Raw genomic sequence first — 18,413 nt, 5'->3', positions numbered from 1 at the left:
CGGATCATCAAACGCGCCATCTCCAAATACCGTGCCAAAGAACGAAGCCCCGACCGCCGCACCTACCCCGCCACACTCACCACCAAGATCTTGACAACACCCCTCAGAACCTAACCGAACGGCATTGGGATTAGTGGTCCACGGCCTTCTCGGCGCCGACACCCGTGAGCGAGCGTACTTCCATCTCGGCCTGGATGCGCGGATCCTCGGTGCCCTTGTCCAGCACGGTGCCCAACCAGCCGAGGAAGAACGCCAGCGGGATGGAGACGATGCCGGGGTTGGCCAGCGGGAACCAGGAGAAGTCGACTCCGGGGATCATCGACTTTTCGCCGCCGGAAACCATCGGGGAGAAGGTGATGAGCACAATGGCCGCCACCAAACCGCCGTACATGCTCCACAGCGCGCCCTGGGTGGTGAACTTCTTCCAGAACAGCGAGAACAAGATAGTGGGAAGGTTGGCCGAGGCGGCGATGGCGAAGGCCAGTGCCACCAGGAAGGCGATGTTTTGGCCGTTGGCCAAAATGCCGCCACCAATGGCCACCACGCCGATGACGATCACCGTGCGGCGGGCCACCTTGACTTCCATCTCCGGCTTGGGCTCGCCCTTGACGATGACGTTGGAGTAAATGTCGTGCGCAAACGAGGCGGCCGCGGTGATGGTGAGGCCGGCCACCACTGCCAGGATCGTGGCGAAGGCAACGGCGGAGATGAACCCGAGCAGGATCGGCCCGCCAATCACGAAGGCCAGCAGCGGTGCAGCGGAGTTGACGCCGCCTGGTGCCGCAAGGATGGCTTCCTTGCCAATCAAGGCACCGGCACCGTAGCCAAGGACGAGGGTGAAGATGTAGAAGCCGCCGATGAGCCAGATGGCCCAGACCACCGACTTGCGGGCTTCCTTGGCCGTCGGGACGGTGTAGAAGCGCATCAGCACGTGCGGCAGGGCCGCGGTGCCAAGGACCAGGGCGAGGGCCAGGGACACGAAGTCCAGCGGGGCCTTGCCATATGCGGCCCCCGGGTTCAGCAGCGCTTCGCCGGCACCGCCTTCAAGAATGGAAGTGTTCACGGCGGCGTCCATGAGGGTGGAGAGGTTGAAGCCGTGCATGGCCAGCACAATGATGGTCATGATGGCCGCACCGATGATAAGCAGGAAAGCCTTGATAATCTGCACCCAGGTGGTGCCCTTCATGCCGCCGATCAGTACGTAGACAATCATCAGCACGCCGACCACGGCGATGACAATGTTCTGCCCCACTTTGTTGGTGTTGTCGAAGCCAAGGAGCAGTGAAACCAAGCCACCGGCACCGGCCATCTGGGCCAGCAGGTAGAAGAAGCAGACCACCAGCGTGGTGGTGGCTGCGGCAATGCGCACGGGGCGCTGCTTGAGGCGAAAGGACAAAACGTCCGCCATGGTGAACTTGCCTGTGTTGCGCAGCAGTTCGGCAACGAGCAGCAGTGCCACGAGCCAGGCCACCAGGAAGCCGATGGAGTACAGGAAGCCGTCGTAGCCGTTGACGGCGATGGCACCGGTGATGCCCAGGAACGACGCGGCCGAGAGGTAGTCGCCGGCAATGGCTGTTCCGTTCTGGCCGCCGGAGAAGGATCGCCCTGCCGCGTAGTAGTCTGCGGCAGTTTTATTGTTTCGACTGGCGCGGAACACCACAATCATGGTGATGGCCACGAACACCAGGAAGATCGTGATGTTGATCCACGAGTTTTCCTTGGTTTGTTCACTCAGCGACTGGGCCAGCGGGGCAACGGTGAGGACGGCAGCGGATAGGCTCACGGACTAAACCTCTTCCTTGGACTTGTTGACGGTGTCGATCTGCTTCTCCAAGCGCTCGCGAATCACGGCGGCCTGGGGATCGAGCTTGCGGTTGGCGTAGCTGACATACCAGGTGGTGATGCCAAAAGTGGTGACAAATTGCAGCAGACCCATGATCAGGCCAATGTTGAAGTTGCCCCAGACTTTGATGGACATGAAGTCGTGCGCGTACGCCGCCAAGAGAACGTAGGCGAAGTACCAAACCAGAAAGCCGATGGCTACGGGAAAGACAAAGCTCCTGTGTGATTTGCGCAGCTGCTGAAACTCTTCCGAGTTTTGTTCGGCAACAAAATCAACGGGACCCGGTGTGCTGGGGTGGGTTGAATTACCCATCATTCCTCCTTGAGTGATGCGATCTCTTTCACTATGGAGTGTTGTGGCTCACGTTTTCTCCCGCACAGCCTGGTGCCGCGGTGAACGGCATGGATGCTGCGCCGAACGGCGCAGGTCCGCGGCTAGTCTTGACACCATGTCCCCCTCAGTGCCCAGCGATTCCACACTCCTGTTGATCACGGCGGTAGCCGTTGTCATCGCAGCCATCGCGATAGTTGCCGCCATCGGATTCCGGCTCTCACGCTCCCACCGGGAGCTTGGCACCGAGGCGGAGCACGCAACGTTTGCGGCACTGCACTCTGCCGCCGCAGCGGGACGACAATTGCGCAACGGGCTGGAACCGGCTGGGGCGCTCAAAGCCAGCAAGCAGCTGCGGGCGCTGCTGAATTGCGCGGCATTCGCCATGACCGACGACTCCCGCCTGTTGGCGTGGGACGGCTCGGGCGCCGCTGCCAAGCAACCCGAGTCCGCCGTCGTCATGGGCCTGGCGGCAAAGGCACTCAGCACCGGGCGCACCCAAGTGGCCACCCTGGAGCCGGCCCTGCGCGCATCACTGGGCTTGCCGCTTGAGGGCGACTTGAAGGTGGCAGTCATTTGTCCGTTGAAAGTTGATGCGCGTGCCGTGGGGTGCGTGGTGATTTTGTCGAAAGCACCCTCTGCCGGCTTGGTTCGCGCCACGAACGAGGTGGCTGCGTGGGTGTCTGCGCAGTTGGAAATTGCCGAGCTGAGCTCCTCGCGCACGCTGCTGGCAGAGGCCGAAGTGCGTGCCCTGCGCGCCCAAATCAGCCCGCACTTCATCTACAACTCACTCAACGCCATTGCGTCCTTCATCAACACCGATCCGCAGCGTGCCCGGGACCTGGTGGTGGAGTTTGCGGACTTCACCCGCTATTCCTTCCGCCGGCACGGGGATTTCACCACCCTGGCCGAAGAGCTGCGCTGCATTGACCGCTACCTGTTGCTGGAGAATGCACGCTTTGGCGACCGCCTTCAGGTCAGTTTGCAGATTGCCCCCGAGGTTTTGAGCACCGTGATCCCGTTCCTGAGCCTGCAGCCGCTGGTGGAAAACGCCGTCAGGCACGGCCTTGAGGCGAAAGTGGGCAGCGGCCTGGTGCAAATCTGTGCCAGGGACCTCGGTGCCCATACGGAAGTCACCATCGAGGACGACGGCGTGGGCATGGATCCGGAGCAACTGCGACAGGTTTTGGCGGGGCGTCAGGACGGGACGCATGTTGGATTGCGCAACGTCGACGCCCGCCTGCGCCAGGTCTACGGCGACGACCACGGGCTGACCATCGACACCGGCGTGGGACACGGCATGCTCATCACCATCACAGTGCCGAAGAACCAACCCGACCACGACGCCTAGCGTCCTTCCGTCCTCCCCACGCCTCGCTTCGCTCGGCCGGGGCCCCTCGGCCGTTAGGCTTAGCCCATGATCAACGTCCTTGTTGCCGACGACGAACGCCCTGCCGTGGAAGAACTCGCCTTCCTCTTGGGCCGCGACCCCCGCATCGGCACCATCCACTGCGCCATGAGCGGCGCCGCAGCACTTGAGTTGCTGGCCGTGCACGCCGTTGATGCGGTCTTTCTCGACATCCACATGCCCGGGCTGTCGGGGCTGGAGTTGGCAGCGGTCATCGGCGAGTCCGACCACCCTCCCGTGGTGGTTTTTGTTACGGCCGACGATGACAGGGCGCTGGAGGCTTTCGAGTTGGCAGCCGTGGACTACCTGCTCAAACCACTGCGCACCGAAAGGCTCACCCGCACCGTGGACAGGGTGGTGGAGCTGGTTGCGCACCCGGCCCCGGCCGAGGAAGTTGAAATGATCACCGTTGACCAGGGCGGCGTCAGTCGGCTGATACGCCTCGATGAGGTTAAATTTGTCCAAGCCCAGGGCGACTACGCACGGCTGCACACGGCCGAGGCCAGTTACCTGATCCGCATCCCGCTGGCCGACTTGGAACAGCGTTGGGCCGAATCGGGCTTCCTGCGCATCCACCGCTCCTACCTGGTGTGCATGCACTTTGTCACGGCGTTGAAACTCAGCGCAGCCAAACCCACGGTTTCGGTGGGCAATGCCGTCCTCCCCGTCAGCCGCCGCCACGTACCGGTCCTGCGGGAGCACTTGCAGTCAACCCGGGTCCGGCCCGGGTCATGACGAGACGGGTCATGACGAGACGGGTCATGATGACGGGACACCCCTCATGAGTTTTGGACCAAGCGATCCACCGGCCGAGGGCCGAGTCCGTGTTGCGGCCCCGCGCGTCCAGGCCCGGCAAGTTCCACAACGCACCAGCGTCTCCCAGGAAGTTGCCGAGCAATCCGCCGTCGGGGAGGTAATGGTCCGTTCCCTCATCCGCTCTCAGTTGCGGCTTGCCCTGGTGGTGACGGCGGGGTTCATGGCCGCCCTGCTCATCAGCTGGGCCCTCGTGCACTGGGTTCCCACTTTCGCGGACTGGCGCATCCTTGGCGTTCCCGCCCCGTGGCTGCTTCTGGGCATCGGCGTCTACCCCGCGCTCGGGGCCTGCGCCTGGCTTTATGTGCGCGCTGCCACCAAGAATGAGAACCAGTACCGCGACCTGGTGGATGAGAAATGAATCCGGGCATCGGCTATACGGCCTTGATCCTGGTTTCGGCAGCCACCATCTTCATCGGTTTTTACGGGTTGCGGGTCTCGCGCACCACCAGCGACTTTTACGTCGCCTCGCGCACCGTGAAGCCCTGGTGGAACGCCTCGGCCATTGGCGGAGAGTACCTTTCGGCGGCAAGTTTCCTGGGCATCGCCGGACTCATTGTCATTTCAGGGCTCGACGCCCTCTGGTTCCCCATCGGCTACACGGCCGGATACCTGATGCTGCTGTTCTTTGTCGCCGCGCCCCTGCGCCGTTCGGGGGCGTACACCATCCCCGACTTCGCCGAGGCCCGGCTTGAGTCTGCCACGGCCCGCTACGTCACGAGTGTCCTGGTGGTGCTTGTAGGCTGGTTTTACATTGTGCCGCAACTCCACGGCGCCGCCTTGACTATCCGCACCACCACGGGCTTGCCCTCGTGGGTGGGGGCCGGCGCGGTGGTGGTGGTTGTCTGCTTTACCGTGGTGACCGGGGGGATGCGTTCCATTACGTTTGTGCAGGCCTTCCAGTACTGGCTCAAACTCACCGCCCTGGCAGTGCCCGCCATCTTCATTCTGCTCATGCTCTCGGGCACCACAGGTTCCGGGCCCGCCATCCCGGCCGGCACGGAACTTTTCCCTCCGCCAGATCCGCTCACGGGCGATTCCACCTACCGCACGCTTTCACTCATGGTCGCGCTGCTGTTCGGGACCTTGGGCCTGCCCCATGTGTTGGTGCGGTTTTATACAAACCCCGACGGCGCAGCCGCCCGACGCACCACCCTCATCGTCTTGGGGCTGCTCACCGTCTTCTACCTGTTCCCCACCATCTACGGGGTATTGGGCAGGGTGTTTCTGCCGGAGCTGGCCGCCAACGGCTATCCGGACGCCACGGTGTTGTTGCTCCCCGGGGCGCTGATTGGCGGGCTGGGCGGGGAAATCCTCTCGGCACTTGTGGTGGCCGGGGCCTTTGCGGCGTTCCTGTCCACTACCTCGGGGCTGGTGGTGTCATTGGCCGGTGTCATCAGTCAGGACGTGTTGGGTGGAAGTGTGCGCGGCTTCAGAATCGCGGCCGTCATAGCCGCCGTCGTTCCTTTTGGGGTCGCCATGATGACGGACTCGCTGGCGCTGGCCGGCAGTGTGGGACTGGTTTTTGCCTTCACGGCATCGACCATTTGCCCCTTGCTGCTGTTGGGCATCTGGTGGCGCGGCCTCACCGACGCCGGAGCCGTTGCTGGGATGCTGACGGGCGGAATCCTGTGCGGTGCCGCCATTTTGTTCGGCGCTCAGCTTGGCGCCGACTCCCCCTGGCGCGACCTGCTGACGCAGCCGGCCGCGTGGACTGTCCCCGCTGCGTTCCTTGTCACCATCACGGTGTCCAAGGCGACGCCGTACCGGCGCAGTTCCTCAGTCTCGCGGTTCATGACCAAGCTGCACGTGCCGGAACGCCCGCTGGATGTGGAGAACCCGCGGACCCAGTCCGGCTGAATTTGCGCTGGCAGGCTGTCCCTAGCGTGCGGGCAACGAGTAGATGGCCGCCATCAACTCCACCACGCGGTCCAGGAACGCGTCCACCTGGCTTTCCTCGTAGCCGTCGGCACCCTTTTCCGGGGCAAACACTGCCCGGCGAACCACGTCAACGCTGAGTTCGCCGTTGTCTTCGATGTAGACAAGGAGCTCACGGCAGAGGACGTCGACGTCGTCCACGTTGTAGCTGGACGCGTTCTTCCTGGAGGGGCGGCGGAACCGCTCCCCGTCCGGCCGGTGCAGACGGGCACGCAGCACGGTGGCCGACTTGCCAATCGTCATCATCCACGCCTTTTCGCCCTCGGCAGCGATCAGCAGCTCCTTTTCACGCAGCACAAACTCGTCTTCAATCCTGTCCAGGGCAGCGTCGACCGCCTGGGCGTTGTAGCCGCCGCGTGCGGGGTCGAAGGCCGCGGTGCGCACATCGTGGCTGGTGATGGCCGCCCCGGGGGTGTCGGTGTTCAGGAAATACGCGCGGGCGCGTTCCAGGAACACGTCGACCTGCTTGACGTTATAGCCAACTTCCTTCGGGCCCACCAATTTGAACTTGGAGTTGCTCCGGGTCGTCTCTTCCACTGTCACAGTCATTCCTTGAAGTATTCTCTTGAGAGTTGCAACAAACGGTGCCAAGCACCATGAGCCGAGCCGCTAGAACTGGCCCAAAACGGTAAAGATGGCGTATGCCACCGGTGCGGCAAACAGGATGGAGTCCAGCCTGTCCATGACGCCGCCGTGGCCGGGCAACAGATTGCTCATGTCCTTCACGCCCAGTTCACGCTTGACCATGGACTCGGCGAAGTCGCCGCCGGTGCCGGCAAAAACCAAGCCAAAGGCCAGTACCAAGCCAACCCACCAGTCCTGGTCGAGCAGGAAAACGGTGGCCGGAATGGCCACCAGCGTGGCTCCGCCCAACGAACCGGCGAACCCTTCCCAGGACTTTTTCGGGCTGATCTTTGGAGCCATGGGGTGCTTTCCAAACAGCACCCCCACAAGGTAGCCGAAGCTGTCATTGGCAACCACCAGCAGCAGCATGATGATCACCTGGACAACACCGGCATTGATGTCGCCCAGGTCAAGCGTCAGCTCTATGGTGGGCCCACGTTCCGAACGCAACATCAGAAACACAAAGCTGAGCAGGAAAGGAATCCACAGCAGCGAGAAAACTCCTGTCAGAATGCTCTTCACCGCCCCCGGTTCGGAGTCCAGCGAACGCCACAAAAGCGTTGCCCCGGCGCTGGCAGCGAGGGCAAAAAGCAAACCCTCGGCACCGGCAAAGTAGGCCGACGCAGGCATCGCCAGCGCCCCCAACATGACGGGAGTCAACGGAGCCTTGATGCCCTTGCCACCAATGGCCCGGGTGACCTCCCAGACGCCAACACCGGCAAAGGCCGTCGCGAGAACAACAAACGCCACGGGATAGAACAACAGTGAACCGAGCACCAGGACCAGCAGAGTCACGCCCACGCTGAACGCTGCCGGAAGGTCCCGGCCGGCCCTGGGGGTCCGCGGTCCCTTCACTGCGGTGGCAGCTTCGGGCATGATTCCAACGGGACCGTGCGGCAGGGGAATCACGGGGATCCCCGTCACCTTGGCTGCCGATACCGGCTGCGGCGCTTGTTCCTCCACACGTGCCCCGTCGCCTGGTTCGGCAGGGGAACGTTCGACGGCGACTGACCCGGCAGTCGGCTCACCGACGGCCTTCCCAGTCTCCTCCACCACGGCAGCTTCGGCTGTTTTGGTCGGAGCATCTTCAACGCGAACTTCTTCGGCGCCGGCCTGGGCCTGGGCAGGCTGGGCAGCTGCCTTGCCGTCTTCGTTCCCACCCAGGGTTTTTCCCACAGTGTCGGCGGGGCCATCGCTGGAGGAGGTGCCGCCGTCGTACTTCTCCCCTGTCGACTGCTCCCCTGTGAGCTTCTGCACCTTGGGCCTGTTCTCGGAGGGAGCCTGCTGCGCCTGCGCGTTTTTGGGCACAATAATGGGAATCATGCCCGTCAGCTCTGCCTGGCGGCGGGCCTTGCGGGAGGAAAATTGGTAATCTGCCGGCGTCGGCACGAGTTCGGACGCTGAATTTGGCGCGGCCGGCTCCCCAGCGGAACCGTCCGGCGCACTCTTGGGGTCCTTCATTAGACCTCGAGGAGCTCGACTTCCTTGCGCTTGAGCAGCTCATCGATGTTGTCCGTATGGGCCTTGGTCAGCGCATCCAATTCCTTCTCGGCACGGGCGCCGTCATCTTCACCGGCGTCGCCGTCCTTGACCAGCTTGTCCAGCTGCTCCTTGGCCTTGCGGCGGATGTTGCGCACGGAGATCTTGGCGTCTTCACCCTTGGTGCGCACAATCTTGACGTATTCCTTGCGGCGTTCCTGTGTCAGCTCGGGCATCATGATGCGGATGACGTTGCCGTCGTTTGACGGGTTGGCGCCCACTTCGGAGGAGCTCAGCGCACGCTCAATATCATGCAGGGAGGTCTTGTCGAACGGTGTGATCAACAGCGTGCGGGCTTCGGGAACAGCGAAGGCAGCCAGCTGCTGCAGCGGTGTGGGGGATCCGTAGTATTCCACCATGACCTTGTGGAACATGGCCGGGTTGGCGCGGCCGGTGCGAACCGCGGAGAATTCTTCTTTGGCAACCTCAACGGCCTTGTCCATCTTGTCCTCGGCCTCGAGCAAAGTATCTTCGATCACGCGTCTCTCCCTCAATAAGTGACTACACAACTTTTCCGCGGCGTGTGCCCACGGCAATTCTGAACCCATCCTACCGTGAGCGGCGCTGCTGCCGGGGCCCGCCACACGGTCGTTGGGCCGTGCACAACAACTAGGGGGTGACCAGCGTTCCCAGGTCTTCACCGAGGATGGCGCGGGCCACATTGCCGTCGCCTTCCATGCCGAAGACAAGCATGGTGACATTGTTGTCCTTGCACAGGCTGAAAGCCGTCTGGTCCATCACGCGGATGTCGCGGGCCATGGCTTCGTCGTAGCTGAGGTGGTCAAGCTTGACGGCGGAGGGGTCCTTCTTCGGATCCGCCGTGTACACCCCGTCAACGCCGTTCTTGGCCATGAGGACCACGTCGGCGTGCACCTCCAGCGCGCGCTGGGCGGCCACGGTGTCGGTGGAGAAGTACGGCAGGCCGGCACCGGCGCCGAAGATGACCACGCGGCTCTTTTCCAGGTGGCGGATGGCGCGGCGCGGAATGTACGCTTCGGCCACCTGTCCCATGGTGATGGCACTCTGCACGCGCGTATCCACTCCAGCCTGTTCCAGGAAGTCCTGCAGCGCCAGGCAGTTCATGACGGTGCCCAGCATGCCCATGTAGTCGGCGCGGGAGCGGTCCATGCCTTCGGCGGAGAGTTCGGCACCGCGGAAGAAGTTGCCGCCGCCCACCACAATGGCCACCTCCACGGTGTCCACCGTGCTGGCGATCTGCTGTGCAATGCCGCGGATGGTGTCGGGGTCAACGCCCAGCTTGCCGGCGCCAAAGACTTCCCCCGAGAGCTTCAACAACACACGACGGCGCTTGCCGGCTTTGGGTGCCGGGCTACAGTGCGCGGTCTGCGAATTATTCGTGGTCATGATGCCTTCCGTGGGTGCCGGCGCGGCTCCACCGGCGTGCTGCTTCAGTGTGCGTCGGCCGGCTGCGTGCCATTGTGCTGGAGTACTGCACGTCGCCTTGCGCCGGGTGCGGCGAAGGGGTGCCTCTAAAATCTTAGCTGACGTTGGACGCGAAGAAGGGGTGGCCGCAGTGTGCGGCCACCCCTTCTTCGTCACATCAAGCGTGAACGCTTGGGCGAATTATGCTCCGACGCGGAAGCGTGCAAATGCCACAGGCAATACGCCTGCTTCTGCCAAGACGGTGCCAACGCTCTTCTTGGCATCCTTGGCAAAGGACTGGTCCACCAGGACAGACTCCTTGAAGAAGCCGGTGAGGCGTCCTTCAACGATCTTGGTCATGGCTGCCGCGGGCTTGCCTTCGGCCTGCGCGGTTTCGGTGGCGATGCGGCGTTCGTTTGCAACGACCTCGTCGGCAATCTCGTCGCGGGTCAGGACGGTCGGGGACATGGCGGCAATGTGCACGGCCACGTCGTGGGCAACTTCCTGGTTGTCGCCGTCAACGGCGAACAGCACGCCAACCTGGGCCGGGAGGTCCTTGGAGGTCTTGTGCAGGTAAGCGTCAACCGTTGCACCTTCAATGCGGGCAAGGCGGCGAATGGCCACCTTTTCGCCCAGCAGCGCACCGGCTTCGATGACGACCTCCGACATGGGCTTGCCGTCCACGTCAACGGCCAGCAGGCCTTCGACATCGGAGACGCCGGAGGAGATGGCCGAGGCCAGAACCTTGTTGGAGAATTCGATGAACGGAGCTGCCTTGGCGACGAAGTCGGTTTCACAGTTGACCTCAACCATGACACCAACGCCACCGTCAACTGCAGCGGCAACCAGGCCCTCTGCAGTGGAGCGGCCTTCGCGCTTCGTAGCACCCTTGAGGCCCTTGATGCGGATGAGCTCCAAGGCCTTGTCGGCGTCGCCGTTTGCTTCGTCGAGAGCCTTCTTGACGTCCATCATGCCAGCGCCTGTGCGCTCGCGCAGAGCCTTAATATCAGCGGCGGTGTAATTCGCCATATGAACCCCTCAGAGTAGATGTTTACAAATTCAAATCAGTAGTAGGCCAGTTCTGGCAGGACCACTTTGCCCTCGGGCGGTGCGATCCTGCCAGCATCTGGTTACTTCGTGGACAGGGCCCCGGGGATCACTCCCTGCGGCCCTGTCCAGGAGAAAATCTTACTTCTCGGTTGCAGCTTCGGCAGGTGCCTCGGCAGCGGCTTCAGCCGGAGCCTCGGTTGCGGCTTCAGCCGGAGCCTCGGTTGCAGCTTCGGCCGGAGCCTCGGTTGCAGCTTCGGCCGGAGCCTCGGTTGCAGCTTCGGCCGGAGCCTTGGCAGCTTCAGCCGGAGCTTCTGCAGCCTTTTCCCCTTCGAGGAGTTCGCGCTCCCACTCGGCGAGGGGCTCGGCCGGTGCTTCTGCGTTGCCCGTTGCCTTGGCGTTGCGGGCGATGAGGCCTTCAGCAACGGCGTCGGCGATCACACGGGTCAACAGTGCAACGGAGCGGATGGCGTCGTCGTTGCCCGGGATCGGGAAATCAACTTCGTCGGGGTTGCAGTTGGAGTCCAGGATGGCAACAACCGGGATCTTCAGCTTGTGGGCCTCGTCGATGGCGAGGTGTTCCTTCGGAGTGTCGACAACCCAGAGCACTGAAGGTGCCTTGGTCAGGTTGCGGATACCGCCGAGGTTGGTCTGCAACTTGGTCAGTTCACGCTTGAGGAGCAGGAGCTCCTTCTTGGTGTGGCTTGAGCCGGCAACGTCGTCGAAGTCGATCTCTTCGAGTTCCTTCATGCGCGAGATGCGCTTGGAAACCGTCTGGAAGTTGGTGAGCATGCCACCCAACCAGCGCTGGTTCACGTAGGGCTGGCCCACGCGGGTAGCCTGCTCGGCAATTGCTTCCTGAGCCTGCTTCTTGGTGCCAACGAAGAGCACGGTGCCGCCGTGGGCAACGGTGGCCTTCACGAACTCGTACGCGCGGTCAATGAAGGACAGTGACTGCTGCAGGTCGATGATGTAGATGCCGTTGCGCTCCGTGAGGATGAAGCGCTTCATCTTCGGGTTCCAACGACGGGTCTGGTGTCCAAAGTGGACGCCGCTGTCAAGCAGCTGGCGCATTGTTACGACGGGCATGCCGGCGCTCCTTCTTGTAATTTTACGGTTGTTTAGCGCTTGGTTCCACCCGGAAATCCGGTCAGTTCCTGCGCTCCTGGCACCCATCATGCATTCCATCAACCACCGTGAGGCGGACCGTATGGGCACAATCCATCAGCAGGATCCAGAAGTTCTTCCGGTACCTCATCAGGGCGGGGTGCGCGAAGTCAGTGCACAATCAGCACACTGCTCCCACAATGCTACTACAGTGCAGCAACATCGACTGACCACCGCCAGTCCCCCACAACCCCTCCTGCCAGGCACCTTCCCCACACTTTTTCCGCTGGCCGCCCCGCGCTCCCGGCATAGGTGCAGGCTGAAGGAATGAATCTCCTCTTTGGCTCCAGACTTTGTTCCCGGCCTTTGTTTCGGGCAACACGGCTGCCGGGATCGTTTCTGGCCGTCCTGCTCCTGCTGCTTGCCATGACTGCTTCCATGCCGGTCAAGACAGTTCTTGGCAGCGAGCCTGCGGTGCCGCGTTCCGCTGCACTCGCCGGAACACGTCCGACGTCGGCTGCTCCCCTGCCGGCCTCCCTCGCCTGGGGTTGGCCGCTGGCAGGGAAGCCGCAGGTGGTGCATGTCTTCGACCCTCCGGCCAAGCCGTGGCTGGCCGGGCACCGCGGCGTCGATCTGGCTGCCCCGCAAGGTACTGCGGTGTTGGCACCCACAGGCGGGGTGGTGTCATTTTCGGGGAACGTGGTGGACCGTTTCGTGCTGACCATGGCCACGCCCGAGGGGCTGCGGTTGAGTTTTGAGCCAGCAGTCTCGCCCTTGAAGGCCGGCGACGCGGTCAAGCGGGGTCAAGTTGTGGGCGTTGTTGAAGGAACCACGCATTGCGACGGAGGCGCTTCGGGTGTGTCCAGCTGCCTGCACTGGGGCGTCCGTCGCGGGGACGAATATTTGAATCCGCTGCAATTCATCATGGATTTGCGCCCCTCGGTGCTGCTCCCCCTGCTGGAATGAATCGGGTCCCAGAGTATTGGGGAACGTCACCCGGGGATACTACACGATGGCGGAGATCCCTGTGATTGCACGGCCCGTCACGAGGGTGTTGATCTCGTAGGTGCCTTCATAGGAGTAGATGGCCTCTGCGTCGGCGAAGATTTTGGCCATTTCGTAATCGGTGACGATGCCGTTGCCGCCAAAGAGGCTCCTGCCCATGGCCACGGTTTCGCGCATGCGCTCCGTGGTGAATGCCTTGGCCAGGGCCGACTGCTCGTCCTTGGCCTGGCCAAGGTCCTCCAACTGGGACAGCCTGACCATCATGGACGTTGAGGCCACGGTGTTGCCAAGCATTTTCACCAGCTGGTCCTGGACCATCTGGAAGGAGGCGATGGGACGCCCAAATTGCTGACGCTCCACGGCGTAGCGGCGAGCGACGTCGAATGCCGCCATTTGCTGCCCCACGGCCTGCCACGCCACGGACAGGCGGGTGACCTTGAGAACCTTGTTGACATCGCGGAAGCTGTTGCCTCCTGCAAGCTTGCACTCGTGCGGCACCACCACATTCTCAAGCAGGATGTCGGCGTTTTGCACTGTGCGCAGCGCTATCTTGTTTTCAATTTTGCTGGCACTGTAGCCGGGCAGGGCGGTATCGACGAGGAAGCCCTTGACCTGGTTGTCTGCCACGTCGCGGGCATAAATGACCACCCAGTCCGAGAACGTGGCATTGCCGATCCAGCGCTTGGCGCCATTGAGAATCCAGTTGTCGCCGTCGCGCACGGCCGTGGTGCGGGTGCCGCCCGCCACATCCGATCCACCCAGCGGCTCCGTCAAACCAAACGCGCCAATCTTTTTCATGGCGTAGATGTCGGGCAGCCATGCGGCCTTTTGTTCCTCGGACGCGAGTGCTTCGATCGAGCCGGTGAACAGGCCGTCGTGCACTCCCATGAATGTGGCCAGCGAGGCATCCGCGCGGGTAAATTCAGCGTGGCTCAGGCCGGCAAACAAGCTGGAGTGGCCCTGCCTGTGGACAGGGCTCATGATGTCCAGCTCCGCCAGTTTGGGGATGATCTCCATGGGGAATTCCCCACGGTTCCAGCAATCGGTGGCAATGGGTTTTACTTCCTTGGCCAAAAAGTCCCGAAGATCCTGGAGGCGTTCCTGCTCTTCGCTGGAGAGCATCTGCTCGAATCCATAGAAGTCGCCATCGGCGTAGGGAAGGTTGTTTAGGTCAACAGCAGCCTTGGACACGGTCATTCCTTTGCTTGAACTCATAGTTGGACAGTCAACAGCTCGGCCCAGCACCAAACATGTTACTCATGAGTAACATACCGTCTTTGCGTGATCCAGGCAACAGCTCCGTCGGCGCGGAGTCCATCGAGACCTGCTGCCCCGCTATGACTTTGACGCCTGCGCACCATTAGGCCCGAATGTGCCGCCACCCTCGCAGTGGCGCAATGTATCGAGCCAACCGTGCGCAATAGTCCAAACAGAAGCACGCAAATGGGTCTCGACAGGCTCGACCACCGGGGCAGACTCGACCACCAGGCATCGCCGTTAAAACAGGAATCCCCCGAAACCATGATGATTCCGGGGGATTTGCGTGTAGGGCCACTCGGACTTGAACCGAGGACCTTAGGATTATGAGTCCCGCGCTCTAACCAGCTGAGCTATGGCCCCATGCAAAGGTGCCCTGCCCTGAAAATGCCGCTCAAGAAAAAGCACTCCCACAATCCTAAGGGGTTAATTCCTAAACTGCATGATCTTCGTAGCTGCCGCCGCGATAAATGTCTTCAAAGGTGTCAAGTGTTGCCTGCAGACCGTGGCGGGCCACCATGGCGTGGCTTGCGGCCCCCATGGCCGCACGGTCCTCAGGGGACAACCTCATGATGGTGGTGATCTTCTCGGCAAGATCGTCGCTGTCGTTCGGTATGAACAGGTAGCCGTTGACTCCGGGATTGACCAGATGGGGAAGTGCCATCGCGTCGGCCAGCACCACCGGGGTGGAGGCGCTCATGGCTTCCAAGGTCACCAGGGACTGCAGCTCGGCGGTGCCTGGCATGGCGAACACGTCGGTCTTCAGGTACACCTCGCGCAGTTCTTCATCGCTGATCAATCCGGTGAAAGTCACCCGCGAAGACATGCCCAGCTTCTCGGTCTGTGCCTTGAGTGCGGACTTCACCTCTCCGCCACCCACCACCACCAGGTGGAGGTTCAGATCCGCGGGAGTCTTGGCAATTGCGTCAATGAGGATATCAACGTGCTTTTCATCGGCAAGGCGGCCCACAAATGAGACGATCGGGTAGTTGTGGCTCGGGAGGGTTTCCCCCTCGGCCAATTCATAGTTGCCGGCCTCGATGCCGTTCGACAGTGGCAAGACTTTACGCAGGAAGGCGTGCTCGTGCATGGCCTTGGCGGCCAAAGGAGTGGGTGTCGTCACAACGTCGGCTTGGCTCATGACTTTGCCCATGTCGCGCCAGGATACACGGCCAACAATATTCTTGAACCACTGCGGGAACGGCAGGAACGGGTTGAGGTTTGCCGGCATGAAGTGGTTGGTTGCCACAACACGGATTCCTCGGCGCACAGCCTCGTACACCACGTGCTCACCAATCATGTAGTGGCTCTGCACGTGCACCACATCAGGCTTGATCACATCGAAAAGTGTGGCGATGTCTTTCTTGATCTCCCACGGCAGGCAGATTCTGAAGTACTCGTGGGTGGGGACCGGCCGCGACCGCAGGCGGTGCACCGTCGCTTCGGGACGTTGTTCGGTAAACATGGGGCCGCCGTCCGCCCGGCAGGCCAACACGTGCACATCGTGTCCCCTGGCAGTCATTCCCGTTGCCAGACGGAGGCAAAACTGAGCTGCACCGTTGATGTGCGGAGGGTAGGTGTCTGCGGCAATCAAGATGGTGAGCGGCTTGTCGGCGCCTTCACTCGGGATGGGTGACACGGATAAAACTCCTGGTGGCTTCTTGGATGGTCCGCAAGTCGGCTCGTTGCCGGCACTGCTATTTCTTGGCGGCCTTGCGCCGTTTGACCACGTCCGGGTGGTGCCTTGACAACGCGATAACCCCAACGATAGCAAGGATCGCAGCCCCTCCCATGGCAACGGCCACGACAGGTGGAACATAGTCGTTCAGCTCACCCAAGATGGTGATGCCAATGCTGATGCCCACAATCGGGTCGATGACCGTCAACCCTGCGATCACAAGATCCGGCGGGCCGCTGGCATAGGCGCTTTGCACAAACCAGCTGCCAAGCCCTCCGGCCGCAGCTATCGCAATGATCGAATACCACTGGACATTCAACAAAAAAAGTCCATTGGGGTCGAAGATTTGCCTGGAAATAATGCGGGTCAATACCGCAACGAAGCCAAACAGCACGCCCGAGCCCACAATGTAAAAGAAGGCCTTGAGGCGCCGCTTGAAGATGAAAAATATCCCGCCAAAGAAGGTCAGCACACAGGCGAGCAGCAGCACGACCGTCAGTTCCTGCGCGGCATCAACGTGGGTGTTTTCACTCACCACACCCACAGCAAGCAGCACGAACAGTGCGCTGCCGGCAACACAGGCAACAACGGAAACCACTGTCGCACGATTGAGACGGATCCCCTGGTCGCGGGAGTTCACGATCGTGGTGATCACCAGGGCAATGGCACCGATGGGCTGCACCACCGTCAGTGTTCCCAAGGTGAGCGCCACTACATTCAGTGCCGTGCCTGTGCCCAGCAAAATGAGCCCGAGCACCCAGCGGGGGTTGCGCAGCAGCCGCAGAAAGCCCGCCCCGCCAAGCGCCAGACCACCGGTGTTGTTTTGCACCGCACTGCCCTGCCGTTGGGCACCAAACGCCAGAAAAAATGCGCCCGCCACGGCGCACACAACGGCAAGCCACATCATGGACGGCCCTGCATCGGGGCAGCTGGCATGTGCAGTTCGCGATGCTTGCGCTGAAGAGCCACAAAGTACTGGCTGAACGCGATGACGTGCATGATCATGGCTGCGCCAAGCAACACCCAGCTGAGGATAAAGGTGAATTCCGATTCCAAGGCTTTCGCCAAGAGCAGCATCGGAGTGCCGATCATCAGCACGGCCGTGCGCGTCTTGCCCAGCATGGTGACCTTCAGATCCGCGTCTCCGCGAAAGAAGTACAGCGTGGCGCCCAGCAGCACGACGTCGGGAATCAACAAAAGCAGCAGCAACCACAGCGGCAGGAGTCCGGCAATCACCATGGTGATGACGACGGCAACAAGTGCCACCCTGTCAGCCACTGGATCCATGATCCGGCCCAGCTTGGAGGTTTGGTTCAGCTTGCGCGCCACGAAACCATCGATCCAGTCAGTGCACCCCATCATGGCCAGGACAAAGACTCCCCACCCATATTCCTGGCGTGCAAGGACAAGCCACACAAACAAGGGGGTGCCAAGGAACCTGACAACCGTGATGATGTTGGGGACCGTAAGAATGGCATCGGAACCCACCGCAGAAGCGCTGGAATTGCCGGAAATTTCAGTCACCCCTGTTCATCTTTGGTGCGGCCGGCGCCGGTGGCGCCGGTTTGATTGCGACAATGTTGTGGCAATGCCGTGGGAGGCGGGACTATTTCCTTATCAACTTTCGCACCAGCACAACGCAGGCGGTGGCCGAGACGGCAAAGATGGCCAAGGGCTTCCAGCGTTCCTTGACGGTGTCGACCCCCTGGTGCACGGCGCCGGCAGCAGCGTGGTTCACGGACTCCTTGGCAGCTGAGACAAGGAACGTCGCCTGCTTCTTGACGTCCGCTTCCTCCATGAGCTCCTCACGCAGCCTCAGCAAGTGTTCGCGGCGTGCCTTGGTGCGCGCAAGAAGTTCGGTGGTGTTGGCCGTGGGACCATTTTCGGCTTCCTTGGCAGCATGCTCGGCATCCTCCTTCGCCTTGGCTTCCTCGGCCTCGGCCTTCTTCGCCCGCTTCTCCTCCCGGGTCAGCGGCTCCGGGTCAAGCGTGGCCGGGTCAAAGTCGCGGCCGTGCTGGGCGATGCCCATATCGTGGCGAACACCGCGCCACGCGTGCTCGGGCAACAACGGAAGCAGGGACTTGAACTTCTTAAAGGCCACCAATCCGCAGATGCCCAGCAGCACCAGAAGCGCGCCGGTGACAATCAGCGCCGACAGCCACAACGGCAATACGGTGCCCAGTCCGGCAATGGCAGCCACCACGAGGGCGATGACAAGCAGTGCCGCAAACACCAAGGCCAGCGCGGCAAAGATTGCCACGCCGCTGATACGGGATTTCTTGTGCTCAAATTCCAGCTTGGCCAACGCAATTTCATCGTTGAGCTGACGCGGCACCAAGCGGAAGGCAGTCTTTGCCGTCTCCACCAGCGCAGACCCTCTGGCCTTCAAGCCTTCATCCGACGCGATATGCACGTCCTTTTGCGCATCCGTCACTGAGACC

At 61.9% G+C, this 18,413-nt stretch carries 18 protein-coding genes and 1 tRNA gene; 5 read left to right on the top strand and 14 right to left on the bottom strand.

Going from position 1 to position 18,413, the window contains the following annotated elements:
* Positions 1-130: 130 nt before the first annotated feature.
* Positions 131-1,747 (bottom strand): monocarboxylic acid transporter, encoded by a 1,617-nt coding sequence (locus tag QMG25_RS13685; RefSeq protein WP_283461117.1) that lies wholly within the window; start codon positions 1,745-1,747, stop codon positions 131-133.
* 39 nt (positions 1,748-1,786) lie between these two features.
* A complete protein-coding gene (locus QMG25_RS13680) occupies positions 1,787-2,155 on the bottom strand; it encodes a DUF485 domain-containing protein (RefSeq protein ID WP_283461115.1) in 369 nt (122 codons plus the stop codon).
* A gap of 136 nt (positions 2,156-2,291) precedes the next feature.
* Between QMG25_RS13680 and QMG25_RS13675 the strand changes: the two genes are divergently transcribed.
* From QMG25_RS13675 to QMG25_RS13660, 4 genes are all read left to right on the top strand, one after another.
* The gene (locus QMG25_RS13675; RefSeq protein WP_283461103.1) at positions 2,292-3,524 is read left to right on the top strand and encodes a sensor histidine kinase; all 1,233 of its coding nucleotides are present in this window, start codon (positions 2,292-2,294) and stop codon (positions 3,522-3,524) included.
* Between the two features lie 66 nt (positions 3,525-3,590).
* Positions 3,591-4,316 (top strand): LytR/AlgR family response regulator transcription factor, encoded by a 726-nt coding sequence (locus QMG25_RS13670; protein ID WP_283461101.1) that lies wholly within the window; start codon positions 3,591-3,593, stop codon positions 4,314-4,316.
* A 46-nt stretch (positions 4,317-4,362) separates the two neighbouring features.
* Positions 4,363-4,755 (top strand): DUF485 domain-containing protein, encoded by a 393-nt coding sequence (locus tag QMG25_RS13665; RefSeq protein ID WP_283461099.1) that lies wholly within the window; start codon positions 4,363-4,365, stop codon positions 4,753-4,755.
* On the top strand, positions 4,752-6,254 hold the full coding sequence (locus QMG25_RS13660; protein ID WP_283461097.1) for a sodium/solute symporter: 1,503 nt from the start codon (positions 4,752-4,754) through the stop codon (positions 6,252-6,254). The genes QMG25_RS13665 and QMG25_RS13660 overlap by 4 nt, the downstream gene beginning before the upstream one ends.
* A 21-nt stretch (positions 6,255-6,275) precedes the next feature.
* Here the strand turns inward: QMG25_RS13660 and QMG25_RS13655 are convergent, their stop codons facing one another.
* From QMG25_RS13655 to rpsB, 6 genes are all read right to left on the bottom strand, one after another.
* Positions 6,276-6,881, bottom strand: coding sequence for a DivIVA domain-containing protein (locus tag QMG25_RS13655; protein ID WP_283461095.1), 606 nt, complete (start codon positions 6,879-6,881; stop codon positions 6,276-6,278).
* Between the two features lie 60 nt (positions 6,882-6,941).
* Positions 6,942-7,832: a phosphatidate cytidylyltransferase gene (locus QMG25_RS20580; RefSeq protein ID WP_502866410.1), complete on the bottom strand. Its 891-nt coding sequence runs from the start codon at positions 7,830-7,832 to the stop codon at positions 6,942-6,944.
* A gap of 584 nt (positions 7,833-8,416) precedes the next feature.
* Positions 8,417-8,974, bottom strand: a complete 558-nt coding sequence (gene frr / locus QMG25_RS13645) for a ribosome recycling factor (protein ID WP_283461091.1) — start codon at positions 8,972-8,974, stop codon at positions 8,417-8,419.
* A gap of 130 nt (positions 8,975-9,104) precedes the next feature.
* Positions 9,105-9,863, bottom strand: a complete 759-nt coding sequence (pyrH, locus tag QMG25_RS13640; RefSeq protein WP_502866409.1) for a UMP kinase — start codon at positions 9,861-9,863, stop codon at positions 9,105-9,107.
* 216 nt (positions 9,864-10,079) lie between these two features.
* Positions 10,080-10,907: a translation elongation factor Ts gene (gene tsf / locus QMG25_RS13635; RefSeq protein ID WP_283461087.1), complete on the bottom strand. Its 828-nt coding sequence runs from the start codon at positions 10,905-10,907 to the stop codon at positions 10,080-10,082.
* Between the two features lie 159 nt (positions 10,908-11,066).
* Positions 11,067-12,014 carry a 30S ribosomal protein S2 gene (gene rpsB / locus QMG25_RS13630; RefSeq protein WP_283461086.1) on the bottom strand — a complete coding sequence of 316 codons (948 nt, stop codon included), beginning with the start codon at positions 12,012-12,014 and terminating at the stop codon, positions 11,067-11,069.
* Between the two features lie 345 nt (positions 12,015-12,359).
* Here rpsB and QMG25_RS13625 point away from each other — a divergent pair, with 345 nt between their 5' ends.
* Positions 12,360-12,998, top strand: a complete 639-nt coding sequence (locus QMG25_RS13625) for a M23 family metallopeptidase (protein WP_283461083.1) — start codon at positions 12,360-12,362, stop codon at positions 12,996-12,998.
* A gap of 39 nt (positions 12,999-13,037) precedes the next feature.
* Here the strand turns inward: QMG25_RS13625 and QMG25_RS13620 are convergent, their stop codons facing one another.
* The 6 genes from QMG25_RS13620 to QMG25_RS13595 form a co-directional block, all read right to left on the bottom strand.
* Positions 13,038-14,252 (bottom strand): acyl-CoA dehydrogenase family protein, encoded by a 1,215-nt coding sequence (locus tag QMG25_RS13620; RefSeq protein WP_283461081.1) that lies wholly within the window; start codon positions 14,250-14,252, stop codon positions 13,038-13,040.
* A 331-nt stretch (positions 14,253-14,583) separates the two neighbouring features.
* Positions 14,584-14,657: transfer RNA gene (locus QMG25_RS13615), tRNA-Ile, on the bottom strand.
* A 70-nt stretch (positions 14,658-14,727) separates the two neighbouring features.
* Positions 14,728-15,924 (bottom strand): glycosyltransferase, encoded by a 1,197-nt coding sequence (locus QMG25_RS13610; protein WP_283461113.1) that lies wholly within the window; start codon positions 15,922-15,924, stop codon positions 14,728-14,730.
* Positions 15,925-15,991: 67 nt separating this feature from the next.
* Complete coding sequence (locus tag QMG25_RS13605) at positions 15,992-16,879, bottom strand: DMT family transporter (RefSeq protein ID WP_283461078.1); 888 nt, start codon at positions 16,877-16,879, stop codon at positions 15,992-15,994.
* Positions 16,876-17,496: a CDP-alcohol phosphatidyltransferase family protein gene (locus QMG25_RS13600; protein ID WP_283461076.1), complete on the bottom strand. Its 621-nt coding sequence runs from the start codon at positions 17,494-17,496 to the stop codon at positions 16,876-16,878. The genes QMG25_RS13605 and QMG25_RS13600 overlap by 4 nt, the downstream gene beginning before the upstream one ends.
* Positions 17,497-17,578: 82 nt before the next feature.
* Entirely contained in the window at positions 17,579-18,406 is an 828-nt protein-coding gene (locus QMG25_RS13595; protein WP_283461073.1) for a phage holin family protein, read from the bottom strand.
* Between the last annotated feature and the right edge of the window lie 7 nt (positions 18,407-18,413).

Origin of the sequence: Arthrobacter sp. H35-D1, from assembly GCF_030063185.1 — a bacterium.
Lineage (GTDB): Bacteria > Actinomycetota > Actinomycetes > Actinomycetales > Micrococcaceae > Specibacter.
This window is presented reverse-complemented; position numbering and strand designations above follow the sequence as displayed.